This is a genomic window from Brevundimonas sp. UBA7507, assembly GCF_002478355.1.
GTDB lineage: Bacteria > Pseudomonadota > Alphaproteobacteria > Caulobacterales > Caulobacteraceae > Brevundimonas > Brevundimonas diminuta_D.
Map to the genome: position 1 here is coordinate 260,015 of NZ_DLNP01000013.1, position 14,001 is coordinate 274,015.

Below are 14,001 nucleotides of genomic sequence, written 5' to 3' on the forward strand. Positions count from 1 at the left end.
TCAGCGGCCGTTCCGGGTCGACAACTGGGCCTCGCGCGCCGCCCGCAGCCGGGCGAAGTCGTCGCCCGCGTGGTGCGACGAACGCGTCAGCGGCGACGACGACACCATCAGGAAGCCCTTCGCCCGCGCGATCGCCTCATAGGCCTTGAACTCTTCGGGCGTGACGAAGCGGTCGATGGCGGCGTGCTTGCGCGTCGGCTGCAGGTACTGGCCGATGGTGATGAAGTCGACGCCGGCGGAGCGCATGTCGTCCATCACCTGCATGACCTCTTCCTTGGTCTCGCCCAGGCCGACCATGATGCCGGACTTGGTGAACTGGTTGGGGGCCCGCTCCTTGACCATCTGCAACAGGCGCAGGGAGTGGAAGTAGCGAGCGCCGGGGCGTATCTTCAGATAGAGGCGCGGAACCGTCTCGAGGTTGTGATTGAAGACGTCGGGCGTCGCGTCGATCATCACCTCGGCCGCGCCGTCCTTGCGCAGGAAGTCGGGCGTCAGGATTTCAATCGTGGTCTTGGGGGCCTGAATACGGATCTGGCGCACCACTTCGGCGAAGTGGGCGGCGCCGCCGTCGGACACGTCGTCACGGTCCACCGAGGTGATGACGACGTGGTTCAGCTCCATCTGGGCCACGGCCAGACCGACCTTGGCCGGCTCTTCCGGGTCCAGCGGCTGCGGCAGGCCGGTCTTGACGTTGCAGAAGGCGCAGGCCCGCGTGCAGGTGTCGCCCATGATCATCAGTGTGGCGTGCTTCTGGCTCCAGCACTCGCCGATGTTCGGGCAGGCGGCCTCTTCACAGACGGTATGCAGCCCCTTGGAGCGCACGATGTCCTTGGTCGCGTTGTACTGGCCCGAGCCGGGCGCCTTCACGCGCAGCCAATCAGGCTTCTTCAGCACCGCCGATTCCGGGCGGTTCTGCTTTTCCGGGTGACGAAGCTCGGACGGCTTCTTCTGCAGGGTGTCGATCAGCGTGACCATCGCCGGCGGTCTGGCTCCTGTTTATGAAGGCGGCCCAATTCTTGAGGCTATGTCGGCTTTCCGTGGGTCAAAGGCAAGGCATAGACGGTTTCAGTCCGACAACAGAACGCCATCACGCGACGTTACGCATCTTTTCAAGGCGACCTTACGTCACTAGGTTCCGGCCTCTTGTAACCGAGAGAGCCCCCTCAGAGCTCTCCGAAGGAGGACGTGCTTGCTGCGGGCAGCCCTGGACCAAAAGGTCTACGACGAGACTCTGTTCGACGCGCTGGTCGATGCGCGCGCCCGCTACGGCGACAAGGAGATTCTGGAGGACCAGGATCGCCACCCCCTGACCTATACCGGCCTGATCCGCGCCGCCTTCGTGCTGGGCCGCAAGATCGCCAAACTGACTCAGCCGGGCGAACGCGTCGGCGTGCTGCTGCCGTCCAGCGCGGGCGTGGTTGTGACCTTCTTCGCCCTGCACGCCTTCGGGCGCGTGCCGGTCATGCTGAACTTCACCTCGGGCGAGGCCAATCTGAAGGCCGCGCTGAAGACGGCGGGCGTGAAGAAGATCCTGTCGGCCAAGCGCTTCGTCGCGCAGGCCAAACTGGACGACCTGATGGAGGCCCTGGACGAGGTTTCCGAGATCGTCTGGCTGGACGACATCCGCAAGACCATCGGCCTGGCCGACAAGTTGTTCGGCCTCAGCGCCGGCATGGCGCCCAAGCGGTTCCGCGTGAAGACCGATCCGGATTCGGCGGGCGTGGTCCTGTTCACCTCAGGCAGCTTCGGCGCGCCCAAGGGCGTGGTGCTGAGCCAGAAGAACCTGATCGCCAATGCCCGCCAGGTGGCCGCCCACATCGAGCTGGACCCTGACTGGGTCATGTTCAACCCGCTGCCGACCTTCCACTGTTTCGGCCTGACGGGCGGGGTCATCCTGCCGCTGCTGCAGGGGCTGAAGGCGTTTGAATATCCCTCGCCGCTGCACGCCAAGCAGATCACCGACCTGCTGCCCCAGGTGAAGGCGTCGATCCTGTTCGCGACCGACACCTTCCTGAACCAATACGCCCGCGTGGCTGAACCCGGCGACTTCGCCACCTTGCAGTTCGCCGTGGCGGGTGCGGAAAAGGTCCGCGACGAAACGCGCCAGATGTTCAACACCAAGTTCGGCGGCGTCGAACTGCTGGAAGGTTACGGCGCCACCGAGGCGGCGCCCGTGGTGGCGGTGAACCATCCCGACCGCAACAGGCCGGGCACGGTGGGCCAGATCCTGCCAGGCATGGAATACCGGATCGAGCCGGTCGAGGGCATCGAGGTCGGCGGTCGCCTTTACCTGCGTGGGCCGAACGTGATGGAAGGCTACATCTCGCCGAACGACCCCGACAATCTGGAGCCGCTGGCCGACGGCTGGCACGACACCGGCGACATCGTCGACATCGACGCCGAGGGCTACATCACCATCCTGGGTCGGGTGAAGCGCTTCGCCAAGATCGGCGGCGAGATGGTGTCCCTGACAGCAGTCGAGGGCATGGCCGGCGGCGTCTGGCCGACCGGCCACCATGCCGTCGTCGCCGTGCCCGACAGCAAAAAGGGCGAACGCCTGGTGTTGGTTACAGACGTCGCAGGCGCCGAAGGCGCCCGTCTGACGGAATGGGCCCGCGACAACGGCGCGCCCGAGCTGGCCGTGCCGAAGAAGATCATCAAAGTCGACACCATCCCGGTCCTGGGCACCGGCAAGACCGATTATGTGACCATCCAGAAAATGGTTGAGGATGAACTGAAGCGCGCGTGACAAGGCGCTTGCCGTTCGGCGCCAGTGTCATACCCTCGGCTGTCCGGTCCCGCTTGCGGGGCGCTACGGCCGAGGAGACTTCATGGCCCGACGTTCGACATCCCTGGCCAATTGGGAGCCGCATCTTCTTAGCATTCTGAGAATCGTCTCCGGTCTGCTGCTGCTTCAGCACGGCGCGCAGAAGATCCTGGGTTTCCCGCCGGGCGGGCGCGGCGGCGTGGTCGATCTGTCGACGCTGGCGGGCTGGTCCGGACCGATCGAACTGGTCGGCGGTGTCCTGATGGTGCTAGGCCTGTTCAGCCGCCCGACCGCCTTCATCCTGTCGGGCTTCACCGCCGCGGCCTATTGGATGGTCCACGCGCCGCAGAGCCCCTACCCCATCAACAACGGCGGGGAGTTGGCGGCCCTCTACTGCTTCGTCTTCCTGTATCTGGTCTTCGCCGGACCGGGGCCGTGGTCGCTGGACAACGCCCTGCGCGGCGGCCGCCGTTAAGATAGGTGGCGCGGCGTCCGGTCAGCCGATCCGGACGCCCGTCATCGAGATCGAGCCGCCCTCAATCACGTCGTTGAAGAAGCTCAAGGGCTCGCCCGGAGCCTGCTGGGCGGCCACATAGAGCAGCGGCAGATAATGCTCGTCCGTCGGCACGCTGAGCTGCGCCTGTTCGGCCAGGTGGACCCAGTCGATCAGGGCGTCATGGTCGCCCGCCGTGAAGGCGCGCTTGACCGCCTCGTTGAAGTCGACGGCCCAGTCATAGGGATCGCCGCCCGCCCGCTTCCACGTCCGCAGATTGTGCACGAAGTCGCCCGAACCGGCGACGATCACGCCCTCCTCACGCAAGGGACGCAGGCGCTTGGCCAGTTCATAATGCGCGCGGACGTCGATGGTGCGATCCAGCGACAACTGCACCACGGGCACGTCAGCGTCCGGCCAGACATGAGCCAGCACGGACCAGGTTCCGTGATCCAGTCCCCACTGCGTCGTCTGAACCGCGCCGGTCAGCTCCGCCACCCGGTCCGCCAGAGCGGGCGAGCCGGGCGCAGGATACTGCATGGCGTGAAGTTTAGGTGGAAAGCCACCGAAATCATGGATGGTTTCCGGTCGCGTCTGCGCCGTCACGCCCAGCCCGCGTGTCTCCCAGTGAGCCGAGACCATGACGACGCCTTTCGGTTTGCCGATCTCCTCTCCCAGCGCGCGCCAGGCGTCCGCGAAGGGACCGCCCAAGGCGTTCATGGGGGAGCCGTGACCAAAAAAGAGTGCTGGCTGGCGCATGATGTTCACCGTGCAGCTTCTTGGGCGTTACGGGTCCAGGGAGAGTGAAATATGACGTCCATATAGCAACTGCGTCAGTGCCTAATTTAAGGTTCTCATGCGGCTCTACAAGAGCCTCGTTTCAAAAATCCGCCATGCCGATCGGACAGATGCGCTGATAGAAGGCCGGATCGGCCGGAACCCGCGCGCCCCTAGACTGCAGAAAGCGGTGCTCAACCACCATGGCCTGCTGTTCGATGTTCAGGCCGATCCACTCGCAGCGTTCATCCACCGGATAAGCGTAGGCGCCCGGCCCGTCGCCCGCCTTCAGCTTTCCGGTCAGCAGGTTGACGCCGTTCTGGGCCTGCCAGACGTGAACCAGCTCATGAACGAAGACGGCCTGGGTCCGCAGCGGCGCCTGCGACAAATCCGGCGCCAGGGTCGCCTTGGGCCAGACGATCCAGTCGCGCCCGAACCAGCGCCCCGGTACGAACGCCCGGTCGAACGGCCAGGGCGAGCCCAGTAAGCGGATGTCGTCCAGCCGCAGATCGCGCCCGAACACCTCGCGCGCCAGCGCCGCTTCGCCATGCGCCAGGGGGCGGATCATCGACCGACCCACTCCCAGTGCCAGGGTTCATAGACGTAGGGCACGAAGCCGAACCGCCCGGCGTTCTTGACCAGCCAGCGATAGGTCGGGGTCTGGCTCATATGGCGACGGCTGTGAACGTCGGTGGAATCGACCCCCATGCCTTGCAGGTGGCCGACATATAGGTCGACGGCCGTGCCGGTGCGGTGCGGCGAGCAGGCGGCGCGACGCAGGCCGTCACAATTGCCGTCGCGGGCGCATCGCGCTGCATCAGCCTCAGGATCGCGGAAGGAGGAGAAGACGCGCAACAGCTCCGGTTCTGCAGCGATCTCGGGAACCTCGGCGCGCGCCGCCGCCGCCATGGCGCGATAGGCGTCCAGTACGTCGCGGCGCAGCAGCCGCGTCAGGCGTTCGGCGTGTTCTTCGCCTGTGGTCAGATAGGCCAGGTCGCCGACGGGCGGCGGATCGGGGCATTCTCCCCTCACCCGCGCCATGACGAAGGGCCGTCGCTCTTGCCATAGGCCGCGCAACACCTGGAAAGTCGCCTGATCGAACCGTCCGCTGGCGGCCAGGCCATAGCGCGCCTGAAACGTCGCCAGGGCCTCGGCGAAGCCCGCTGACGTCGGATCGCATGGCGAGCCGACCTCTTGCTGCATCAGCGGCACATAGGCTTCCCAACCCAGTTCCGAAGGCCCGAACGGCGTCCACTCCAAGGCGTAAAGCGATATGGCGTTCGCCTCGGCCGTGTCGTCCCATGCGCCAGGCGTCCGGTCGCAGATTTGCGCGGTTGGAATCGGTTCGGGCGCCTCGGCGCGCGCCTGCCCGGCTAAGGCGGCGACGGTCAGGGCGGCGAAGAGAGAGGCGGACGCTTTCCACATGGCCGCAGCAGGCCCCAGGATGAGAGTCGCCGCAAGCCCCCGCACAGTCTTCGCGCCTGCGTCGAAAACCTGCATGGTGACGGTTGCGGCCGACTCGCGCCGCGAACGGGCCGTGACCGCATGACCGCAACTGCCGCGCCTTCGTCCGCCATCGCCGCGCCCGACGCGCCGCGCCGATCCAACGCCATTCTGGCCGCCTTCTCAGGCCCGTGCCTGCCGCTGGCGGCCTTCGGCGTGGCCCTGCCCGTCACCCTGCCGGAATTTTACGCCACCCATGTCGGCATCGAGATGGGCATGGTGGCCGCTGTCTTCATGGCCGTGCGGCTGATCGACATCGTGTTCGACCCCTTCATCGGCTGGGGCATGGACAAGACGCGCACGCGCCTGGGCCGCTATCGGCCCTGGATGGCCGTGGCGACGCCGATCCTGATGCTGGCGGCGCTGATGATGTTCGTGACGGTTCAGCCGGGCGCGGGGCCGGTCTATCTGTTCGCCTGGCTGCTGGTGCTCTACCTCGGCTTCTCCATGGGAACGTTGGGCCAGTTGGGCTGGGCCGCCGTGCTGGCGCCGCAGTACGACCAGCGCAGTCGCGTCTATGGCTGGTGGCAGGTGTTCAACATCATCGGCGTGATCCTGATCCTGATCCTGCCGACCATCGTGGTGAAGACCGGCCTTGGAAACTACGTCGACGGCGTTCGCATTATGGGCTGGGCCATCATCATCGCCCTGCCGCTGACCATCGGCCTGGCCATGGTCGCCGTCCCCGAGCCGGTCAACGCGGGCGCCGCACCGCACGGCGGGCCGAGCGCTTACCTGGCCCTGTTCAAGATGAAGACGGTGCGCAAGCTGCTGATCGCCGACCTGTTGCTGGGCATCGCGCCGGGAATCACCGGGTCGTTGCTGTTCTTCTTCTTCGGTCAGATCAAGGGCTACGACCACACCCAGGCGTCGCTGTTCATGCTGATCTACTTCATGGCCGGCCTGGTCGGGGCGCCCATCTGGGCCTGGCTGGCGACCAAGATCGGCAAGGACCGCGCCCTGGCCGTGGCCAGCCTGATCTTCGCCGTCTTCTATGTCGGCGCGACCCTGGTTCCCGGCGGCAACTTCGCGCTGACGGCGGTCGCCATGTTCATCGCCGGCCTGCCCTATGCGGCGGGCTTGTTCCTGTTACGCGCCATGATGGCGGACGCCGGCGACGAGGTGCGGCTGGAGACGGGCGTGGACCGCACCGGCCTGATGTTCTCCATCCTGTCGGCCACGACCAAGATGGGTCACGTCTTCGCCCTGATCCCCTACGCCATCCTGCCGCTGGTCGGGTTCAAGGCTCTGCCGGGACCGGAGGGGAACAGCGAGTTCTCGCTGCTGGTCCTGCAGATCCTGTTCATCGCCGTGCCGGGCCTGCTATTGGCGGCCACCGCCTGGGTGCTGAAGGGCTATCCCCTGACGCCGCAGCGGCATGACGAAATCCGCGCCGCCCTGGCGCAAAGAGACGCCGGACACGCCTGAATGACCCACCCCGTCGACCGCCTGAAGGACATCATGGTTCGCCTGCGCGATCCGAACGGCGGCTGTCCCTGGGACATGGAGCAGACCTTCCAGACGGTCGCCCCCTATACGATCGAGGAGGCCTATGAGGTCGCCGACGCCATCGAGCGCGGCGACATGGACGAGCTGAGGGTCGAACTGGGTGACCTGCTGTTCCAGGTCGTCTTCCACTCGCGCATGGCCGAGGAGGCGGGGCATTTCCGCCTGGAGGATGTGGCCGAAGCCATGGCCGACAAGCTGGTTCGCCGCCACCCGCACGTCTTCGGCGATGAAGCCGCCAAGGTCACCGGCCCGGCCCAGAAGGCGCGCTGGGAGGACATCAAGGCCGCCGAGCGCAAGGCCAAGGAACAGCATGGCGTGCTGGACGACGTGCCCGTCGGACTGCCCGCGCTGACCCGCGCCGCCAAGCTGACCAAGCGCGCAGGCCGCGTCGGCTTCGACTGGCCCTCGACCGACGAGGTCTTCGACAAGCTGGCCGAAGAGGTTCAGGAACTGCGCGTCGAGATCGCCGCCGGCGACAAGGACAAGGCCCGCGAGGAGCTGGGAGACCTTCTGTTCGTCGTCGCCAATCTGGCCCGTAAGCTGGAGATCGAACCGGAAGACGCCCTGCGCGCCGCCAACGCCAAATTCGTGCGCCGCTTCGAATTCATCGAGGCTGAACTGGAAAAGGACGGCCGCACGCCGGAACAGTCCGACCTGCCTGAGATGGACGCCCTGTGGGACGCCGCCAAGGCGGCCGAGCGGGCGTGAACCGGGGGCCGTTCGACCTCATCATCTTCGACTATGACGGGGTCATCGCCGACAGCGAGATTCTGAACAATGCGGTGATGGCCGAACTGCTCAGCGAGATCGGCCTGCCGACCACGCTGGACGACGCCCTGGCGACCTATCTGGGCAAGCGATGGCTGGACTGCGAGCCCATCATCGCCGAACGACTGGGCGCGCCCTGCCCGCCCGGCGTGCAGGATGAATGGACGCGCCGCTGTCACGATCGCGCCCAACGTGACCTGACAGCCGTCGCGGGCTTCGACGCCTTCCTGGCTGGGCGAGACGAACGGCGCTGCATCGCCTCGTCGAGTCCGCCCGACTGGATCGAGTTGGGCCTGCGCTGCTTCGGCGCCCACGACGCCTTCGCCGGACCGATCTTCAGCGCCGCCGTTCATGTGAGCCGGGGCAAGCCGCACCCCGACCTGTTCCTGTACGCCGCCGACGCCATGAAGGCGGCGCCGCAACGCACTCTGGTGATCGAGGACAGCCCGACCGGCGTCCTGGCGGGCGCCGCGGCGGGCATGACCGTGGTCGGCCTGTGCGCAGGCGGCCATATTCGCGGCGATCACCCCGAGCGTCTGAAGCTGGCCGGAGCACATCAAGTGTTCGACAGCTACGCGAACCTGGCCGCCTGGATCACAGACGCCGCCTAGACGTAGCGCAGTTCCTGCAAGTCGATCTCGCGGATCAGCTTGCGCGCTGTCTCTTCATCAATCAGCCGCTGGCGACCCAGGCGCACCAGTTCCTCACGTTCAGCGACAAGACCGATCAGGCGGAGACGGCGTTCGATCTCATCGGCGCGGCGGGCCTGGACAACGGCGTCAGCCTCCATGTTGGCCCGCATGTCGATGCGGTGGCGATAGACTTCCATCACCCGCGTCGCCGTCTCGGCGTAGAAGTCAGGGTCGAGTTTGCCCTCGGCCATGGCGTGCTGGGCGTCCTCGATGGCGCGAATAGCGGCCCAGGCGGCGGCGACGCGGGACCGGCTTTCTTCGGCTTGATGATCGTCCTCGGGCGGAAGCTGCACGCCCTTCAGCAGACGCGGCAAGGCGACTGTCGCCAGGACCAGGGAGACGATGATCACTCCCGCCGCCAGGAAGATCGCCAGATTCCGCGCCGGCATGGCCGAGCCGTTCGCCAGATAGAAGGGCAGCGTCAATATGCCCGCCAGGGTGATCGCGCCGCGCACCCCGGCCAGCGACATGACCGCCACCAGCCGCAGGCCCACCTTGGGCGGCGCGCTACGACCCTTGCGGCGGAACAGGGTCAGCTTCAGCGACGTCCACACCCAGACAAAACGCAATACGGCGAGAGCGGCGACGATCGCCAAGACATAGACGGCCAGCCACCAGACCTCGCTATGCTGGGTGGTGCGGATCACCTCCGCCGCGCGGGCCATGATGGACGGCATCTGCTCGCCCAGGATGACGAAGATCAGGCCGTTGGCGACGAACTGCACCGTATCCCAAACTACGGCGCGGCGGATACGCGTGGCGGCTAGTGCTGAACCCTGGCGCTCGGTGAAGCTCATGGTCACGCCGGCGGCCACCGCCGCCAGAATGCCCGAGGCGTGGATGGCTTCCGCCGCCAGATAGGCCGCGAACGGCATCAGGAGACTGATCAGGATCTGGCCGCCGACGTCCTCGCCCCAGCGGCGGCTGATGAAGGCCTTCACCAGGCCGATGACCAGGGTGACGGCGAGGCCCACCGCCACGCCCGCCAGCGCCAGCCAGGCGAAGGTTCCGAAAGCGCTGCTCAGGGAAAAGGCGCCGGTCGTCGCCGCAATAACGGCGATCCGCATGCAGGTCAGGCCGGTGGCGTCGTTCAGCAGCGACTCGCCTTCCAGGATGTGCATCAGTCGCTTGGGGATCGGCGCGCGCCCGGCGATGGCCTGGACCGCGATCGGGTCCGTCGGCGATAGGATCGCCGCCAACGCAAAGGCCACGGCCAGCGGCATGGCCGGGATCATCCAGTGGATCAGGAAGCCCAGGCCGACGACGGTGAAGACCACCAGCCCCAGCGCCAGCTCCAGGATCACCACCTTGTCCCGAAACAGGGCTTCCTTGGGGATGCGCCAGCCGTCCACGAACAGCAGGGGCGGCAGGAACAGCAGGAAGAAGACATCCGGCTTCAGGTCGACCGACTGCCCCGTGATCAGCACCACCCCCGCCCCCAGGGCGATCTGCACCAGAGGCAGGGCGATGCGCGTGATGCGAGCCACCCATCCCGACAGCACAACGGCCAGCAGCAGGAAGAGGATGGTCTCGATCAGGTGCATGACAGGATCAGTCGATCACGCCCGGATACAGCCGTTCAAGCCGCCCCAGCGCGGCGGGATGGAGGCGGACCGTCAGGTGAATCCGGCCCTCATCGTCCGTCTCGCGCCCCGTCACCCGGCCGTTGGCGTAGAGCCAGGCCAACAGGTCGCCGCGATGCGGCTCGACCGTCAGATGCGTCTCTGGATCATCGTCGATCAGGCCCGCGATGATCTCGCGCAGGGTCTCGATCCCCTCGCCGGTCCAGGCGGACACAGCCACGGCCTGTCCATCGCGCGCCAGGCGTTCGGCCTGGCCGACGACGGCTTCACGGGTTTCGGGCTCCAGCAGGTCGATCTTGTTCCAGACTTCGAGGATGCGGCGCGTCTTGCCTTCGGGCGTCGGAATCTGCTCCAGCACCGCCTCGACGTCCTTGGCCTGGGCGGTGCTGTCGGGCGAGGCGATGTCGCGCACATGCAGGATCAGATCGGCCTCGCCGACCTCTTCAAGCGTGGCGCGGAAACTCTCGACCAGTTCGTGCGGCAGGTCCGAGACGAAGCCCACGGTGTCGGCGATGATGGCCGGGCGTCCCTGCGGCAGGCGGATGGTGCGCTGGGTCGTGTCCAGGGTCGCGAACAGCAGATCCTTGGCCATCACCTCGGCCCCGGTCAGCCGGTTGAACAGCGTCGACTTGCCAGCATTGGTGTAGCCGACCAGGGCGACCGACGGGAACGGCGCCTGTTTGCGCGCCTTGCGGTGCAGGCCGCGCGTACGACGCACCTCTTCCAGTTCCGCCTTCAGGCGAACTATGCGGTCGGCGATCATCCGCCGGTCCAGCTCGATCTGGGTTTCGCCGGGGCCGCCCGTGCCGCCGGTTCCGCCGCGCTGGCGCTCCAGGTGGGTCCAGGTGCGAACCAGGCGAGAGCGTTCGTATTCCAGACGCGCCAACTCGACCTGCAGACGCCCTTCGCGGGTGCGGGCGCGGCGGCCGAAGATCTCGAGGATCAGTCCGGTGCGGTCGATGACCTTGATGTCCCAGAAGCGTTCCAGGTTGCGCTGCTGCACCGGGGTCAGTTGATCGTCGACGACGACCGCTTCGGCGTCGGCGGCCAGGATCAGCGCCGAAATCTCTTCCAGCTTGCCCCGCCCGATCAGGGTGGCGGGCGTGACGGAGCGCAGACGCACGATCTCCTGCGCCCGCACGTCGAGGTCCAGCGCCTGGGCCAGGCCCACGGCTTCTTCCAGGCGTTCGGTCGCGTGGCGCGCATTGTCGCCGCGGCGGTCGGGGTGGATGACGACGGCCCGGATCAGCGGGACGGCGTGGTCAATGAGTTTGGAGGTCAATCAGTCTTCTTCGGCGTCGGGCTCGTACAGCTGCACGGGCGCGGACGGCATGATGGTCGAGATGGCGTGCTTGTAGACCAGCTGCGATTGACCATCGCGACGCAGCAGCACACAGAAGTTGTCGAACCAGGTGACGATGCCCTGAAGCTTGACGCCGTTGACCAGGAAGATGGTCAGCGGGGTCTTCGTCTTGCGGACGCTGTTCAGGAAGGTGTCCTGGAGGTTCTGTCGTTTGTCTTGCGACATGGCAGGTTGATCCTGTTCTTGGTCTTTTTAATCGGCGGCGGAATGGCCGCGAAGCGGGCGCGTCGCCCGCATCCGCGACCTTAGCCACGCCCCCGCCGATGCGGCAACGCCTTAAATGGCTTCGCGGCGCGCCTGTTCCAGATAAATCTCGCGCAGGCGGGTCGCCACCAGGCCGGGTTTGCCGTCGCCGATGCGGGTTCCGTCCAGCGATGTGATCGGCATGACGAAGGAGCTGGCCGCCGTGACGAAGACTTCGCGGGCGCGCTTGGCTTCCTCAACGCTGAAGGCGCGCTCTTCCAGCTCAATCCCCTCGGCCTCGACCAGCTTCAGGATCGCCGCGCGCGTGATGCCGCGCAGGATGTTGGCCTGGGTGTCGCGGGTCCGCAGCTTGCCGTTCTCATCGATGATCCAGGCGTTAGTCGAGGAGCCCTCCGTCACCATGCCCATTTCATCGAATAGGATGGCCTCATAGGCGCCGTGCTCGCGCGCCGCCTGCTTGGCCAGGGCGTTGGGCAGCAAGCCCACAGTTTTGATGTCGCAACGGCCCCAGCGCATGTCCGGATGCGTGACGCCGGCTGCGCCCTTGGCGGCCAGAGCCTCGCCTTTCTTCAGGTCGATCGACTTGGCGGTGATGATGACGCTGGGCGCCACGTCTTTGGGGAAGGCGTGGTCGCGCGGCGCGGTGCCGCGCGTGATCTGGATGTAGACGATGCCGTTGCGCACCCGGTTCCGGCGGATCGTCTCACGCAGCACGATGCCCAGAGCCTCGGCCGACATGGGAATGTCGATCCGCAGTTCAGTCAGGCTGCGGGCCAAGCGGCTCAGATGGCCCTGATAATCAGCCAGCTTGCCGTCGAAGACCGACCAGACCTCATAGACGCCGTCGGCGAACTGGAACCCGCGATCCTCGATATGGACCACGGCCTGACCGTGCGGCTGATAGATGCCGTTTACATAGGCGACCCTGGACATCAGGCGCCCTCTCCTTCTTCGTCTCCGCCGCGTGCGGGCGACACGCCCAGCGACTTAAGCTTGCGATGCAACGCAGATCTTTCCATGCCGATGAAGGCGGCCGTACGCGAGATATTTCCGCCGAATCGCATGATCTGAGCCGACAGATACTCCCGCTCGAACACTTCGCGCGCCTCACGCAACGGCAGGGCGATGATCCGGTCGGCGCCCAAGGATGTCGGGCTGGCGGACGACGCCACCTCCTGCGGCAACATGTCCGCCGTGATCGGCTCGTCCGGACCGCCGGTCGCCAGGATCAGCAGGCGTTCGATGTTGTTGCGCAACTGGCGCACATTGCCCGGCCAGGGATGGACCTGAAGCACAGCCAGGGCGTCGTCGGCGATGCGTCGATGCGGCAGCCCTTGAGAGGCCGAAAGACTCTCTACGAAATACTCCACCAACTCGGCGATATCCTCGCGACGTTCCGACAGCGGCGGCACCCGGATCGGCACCACGTTCAGGCGGTGGAAGAGATCTTCGCGGAAGCGCCCCTCGCCGATCTCGATGCGCAGATCGCGCGAGGTCGAGCTGATGACCCGCACATCGACCTGAACGTCCTGTTCGCCGCCGACCCGACGGAAGCGTTGCTCGACCAGGACGCGCAGGATGCGACTCTGACTTTCGCGCGGCATGTCAGCGACGTCATCCAGGAACAGGGTGCCGTTATGAGCTTGCTCGAAAACGCCGATCTTGCGCGGCCGACCATCGACGCCTTCCTCCCCGAACAGTTCGACATCCAGGCGTTCGGGCGCCATCCCGGCGGCGGAAATGGCGACGAACTCGGCTTTAGCACGCGGGCTCGCCTCATGAATTTGGCGCGCCGCCAGTTCCTTGCCGGAACCCGGCGGGCCTGAGATCAGGATGCGGCTGTTGGCCGGCGCGACCTTGGAAATGGTGCTGCGCAGAGTCTGAGCGGCGACGGACTTGCCGATCAATCCGCTGGGCGTCAGCGTCTGGGCGCGCAGGCGCCGGTTTTCACGCTTCAGGGCGGCCGCCTCCAGGGCGCGCTCCACCACCACGACCAGCCGGTCGGACTTGAACGGCTTTTCGATGAAGTCATAGGCGCCGCGCTTCAGGGCGCTGACGGCGGTTTCGATGTTGCCGTGGCCCGAGATCATGACGACCGGCAGGTCTTGATCCAGCTCGCGCACGACATCGAGCAGTTCCAGCCCGTCCAGGCCGCCGCCCTGCATCCAGATGTCGAGCACCGCCAGGGACGGCTTGCGCGCCCGGATGGCGGCCAGCGCCTCGTCCGAATTGGCCGCCGTGCGGACCGAATGGCCCTCGTCCTCAAGCAGGCCCGAGACCAGTTCGCGGATGTCCGCTTCGTCGTCAACGACCAGAATATCAGCACCAGTATTACGCATGAC

The 14,001-nt window shown here is 66.3% G+C and carries 14 protein-coding genes; 5 read left to right on the plus strand and 9 right to left on the minus strand.

Translation table 11 applies throughout. The features are described from left to right. Nucleotides 1-975 (minus strand): lipoyl synthase, encoded by a 975-nt coding sequence (gene lipA / locus B3D50_RS08720; RefSeq protein WP_286950790.1) that lies wholly within the window; start codon nt 973-975, stop codon nt 1-3. A 217-nt stretch (nt 976-1,192) separates the two neighbouring features. Between lipA and B3D50_RS08725 the strand changes: the two genes are divergently transcribed. Both B3D50_RS08725 and B3D50_RS08730 read left to right on the plus strand, forming a co-directional pair. Further along, nucleotides 1,193-2,749, plus strand: coding sequence for an AMP-binding protein (locus B3D50_RS08725; RefSeq protein WP_409516081.1), 1,557 nt, complete (start codon nt 1,193-1,195; stop codon nt 2,747-2,749). 82 nt (nt 2,750-2,831) lie between these two features. Then, entirely contained in the window at nt 2,832-3,242 is a 411-nt protein-coding gene (locus B3D50_RS08730; protein WP_286950793.1) for a DoxX family protein, read from the plus strand. Nucleotides 3,243-3,263: 21 nt separating this feature from the next. Here B3D50_RS08730 and ygiD read toward each other — a convergent pair whose 3' ends face one another. From ygiD to B3D50_RS08745, 3 genes are all read right to left on the minus strand, one after another. Further along, on the minus strand, nt 3,264-4,019 hold the full coding sequence (gene ygiD / locus B3D50_RS08735) for a 4,5-DOPA dioxygenase extradiol (RefSeq protein ID WP_286951131.1): 756 nt from the start codon (nt 4,017-4,019) through the stop codon (nt 3,264-3,266). A 121-nt stretch (nt 4,020-4,140) separates the two neighbouring features. Then, the gene (locus tag B3D50_RS08740; RefSeq protein WP_286950794.1) at nt 4,141-4,605 is read right to left on the minus strand and encodes a hypothetical protein; all 465 of its coding nucleotides are present in this window, start codon (nt 4,603-4,605) and stop codon (nt 4,141-4,143) included. Next, nucleotides 4,602-5,462 (minus strand): M15 family metallopeptidase, encoded by an 861-nt coding sequence (locus B3D50_RS08745; RefSeq protein WP_112999795.1) that lies wholly within the window; start codon nt 5,460-5,462, stop codon nt 4,602-4,604. The genes B3D50_RS08740 and B3D50_RS08745 overlap by 4 nt, the downstream gene beginning before the upstream one ends. Before the next feature lie 120 nt (nt 5,463-5,582). On the opposite strand from B3D50_RS08745, the gene B3D50_RS08750 reads away from it, so the two are divergent. From B3D50_RS08750 to B3D50_RS08760, 3 genes are read left to right on the plus strand one after another with little or no spacing between them, the layout of a single operon-like run. Further along, the gene (locus tag B3D50_RS08750; RefSeq protein ID WP_269297356.1) at nt 5,583-6,968 is read left to right on the plus strand and encodes an MFS transporter; all 1,386 of its coding nucleotides are present in this window, start codon (nt 5,583-5,585) and stop codon (nt 6,966-6,968) included. Next, nucleotides 6,969-7,757, plus strand: a complete 789-nt coding sequence (mazG, locus tag B3D50_RS08755) for a nucleoside triphosphate pyrophosphohydrolase (RefSeq protein WP_269297358.1) — start codon at nt 6,969-6,971, stop codon at nt 7,755-7,757. After that, a complete protein-coding gene (locus tag B3D50_RS08760) occupies nt 7,754-8,428 on the plus strand; it encodes an HAD family hydrolase (protein ID WP_286950797.1) in 675 nt (224 codons plus the stop codon). The genes mazG and B3D50_RS08760 overlap by 4 nt, the downstream gene beginning before the upstream one ends. Here the strand turns inward: B3D50_RS08760 and B3D50_RS08765 are convergent. The 5 genes from B3D50_RS08765 to B3D50_RS08785 all read right to left on the minus strand — a co-directional run bounded on the left by B3D50_RS08765 (nt 8,425) and on the right by B3D50_RS08785 (nt 13,998). Next, nucleotides 8,425-10,053 carry a Na+/H+ antiporter gene (locus B3D50_RS08765; protein ID WP_286950798.1) on the minus strand — a complete coding sequence of 543 codons (1,629 nt, stop codon included), beginning with the start codon at nt 10,051-10,053 and terminating at the stop codon, nt 8,425-8,427. The genes B3D50_RS08760 and B3D50_RS08765 overlap by 4 nt on opposite strands. 7 nt (nt 10,054-10,060) lie before the next feature. Next, entirely contained in the window at nt 10,061-11,374 is a 1,314-nt protein-coding gene (hflX, locus tag B3D50_RS08770) for a GTPase HflX (protein WP_286950799.1), read from the minus strand. Then, nucleotides 11,375-11,620 carry an RNA chaperone Hfq gene (gene hfq, locus B3D50_RS08775; protein ID WP_003164861.1) on the minus strand — a complete coding sequence of 82 codons (246 nt, stop codon included), beginning with the start codon at nt 11,618-11,620 and terminating at the stop codon, nt 11,375-11,377. It abuts the gene before it with no gap. A 111-nt stretch (nt 11,621-11,731) separates the two neighbouring features. Further along, nucleotides 11,732-12,592, minus strand: a complete 861-nt coding sequence (locus tag B3D50_RS08780; protein WP_076222442.1) for a D-amino-acid transaminase — start codon at nt 12,590-12,592, stop codon at nt 11,732-11,734. Continuing rightward, a complete protein-coding gene (locus B3D50_RS08785; protein ID WP_003164859.1) occupies nt 12,592-13,998 on the minus strand; it encodes a sigma-54-dependent transcriptional regulator in 1,407 nt (468 codons plus the stop codon). The genes B3D50_RS08780 and B3D50_RS08785 overlap by 1 nt, the downstream gene beginning before the upstream one ends. Nucleotides 13,999-14,001: the final 3 nt, after the last annotated feature.

What these genes read in the sequence shown, in the direction of transcription:
- B3D50_RS08765 (WP_286950798.1), bottom strand. Translation starts at nt 10,053, where the DNA reads ATGCACCTGATCGAGACCATCCTCTTCCTGCTGCTGGCCGTTGTGCTG.
- B3D50_RS08730 (WP_286950793.1), top strand. Translation starts at nt 2,832, where the DNA reads ATGGCCCGACGTTCGACATCCCTGGCCAATTGGGAGCCGCATCTTCTT.
- ygiD (WP_286951131.1), bottom strand. Translation starts at nt 4,019, where the DNA reads ATGCGCCAGCCAGCACTCTTTTTTGGTCACGGCTCCCCCATGAACGCC.
- B3D50_RS08785 (WP_003164859.1), bottom strand. Translation starts at nt 13,998, where the DNA reads ATGCGTAATACTGGTGCTGATATTCTGGTCGTTGACGACGAAGCGGAC.
- B3D50_RS08780 (WP_076222442.1), bottom strand. Translation starts at nt 12,592, where the DNA reads ATGTCCAGGGTCGCCTATGTAAACGGCATCTATCAGCCGCACGGTCAG.
- B3D50_RS08740 (WP_286950794.1), bottom strand. Translation starts at nt 4,605, where the DNA reads ATGATCCGCCCCCTGGCGCATGGCGAAGCGGCGCTGGCGCGCGAGGTG.
- B3D50_RS08750 (WP_269297356.1), top strand. Translation starts at nt 5,583, where the DNA reads ATGACCGCAACTGCCGCGCCTTCGTCCGCCATCGCCGCGCCCGACGCG.
- B3D50_RS08745 (WP_112999795.1), bottom strand. Translation starts at nt 5,462, where the DNA reads ATGTGGAAAGCGTCCGCCTCTCTCTTCGCCGCCCTGACCGTCGCCGCC.
- hfq (WP_003164861.1), bottom strand. Translation starts at nt 11,620, where the DNA reads ATGTCGCAAGACAAACGACAGAACCTCCAGGACACCTTCCTGAACAGC.
- lipA (WP_286950790.1), bottom strand. Translation starts at nt 975, where the DNA reads ATGGTCACGCTGATCGACACCCTGCAGAAGAAGCCGTCCGAGCTTCGT.
- mazG (WP_269297358.1), top strand. Translation starts at nt 6,969, where the DNA reads ATGACCCACCCCGTCGACCGCCTGAAGGACATCATGGTTCGCCTGCGC.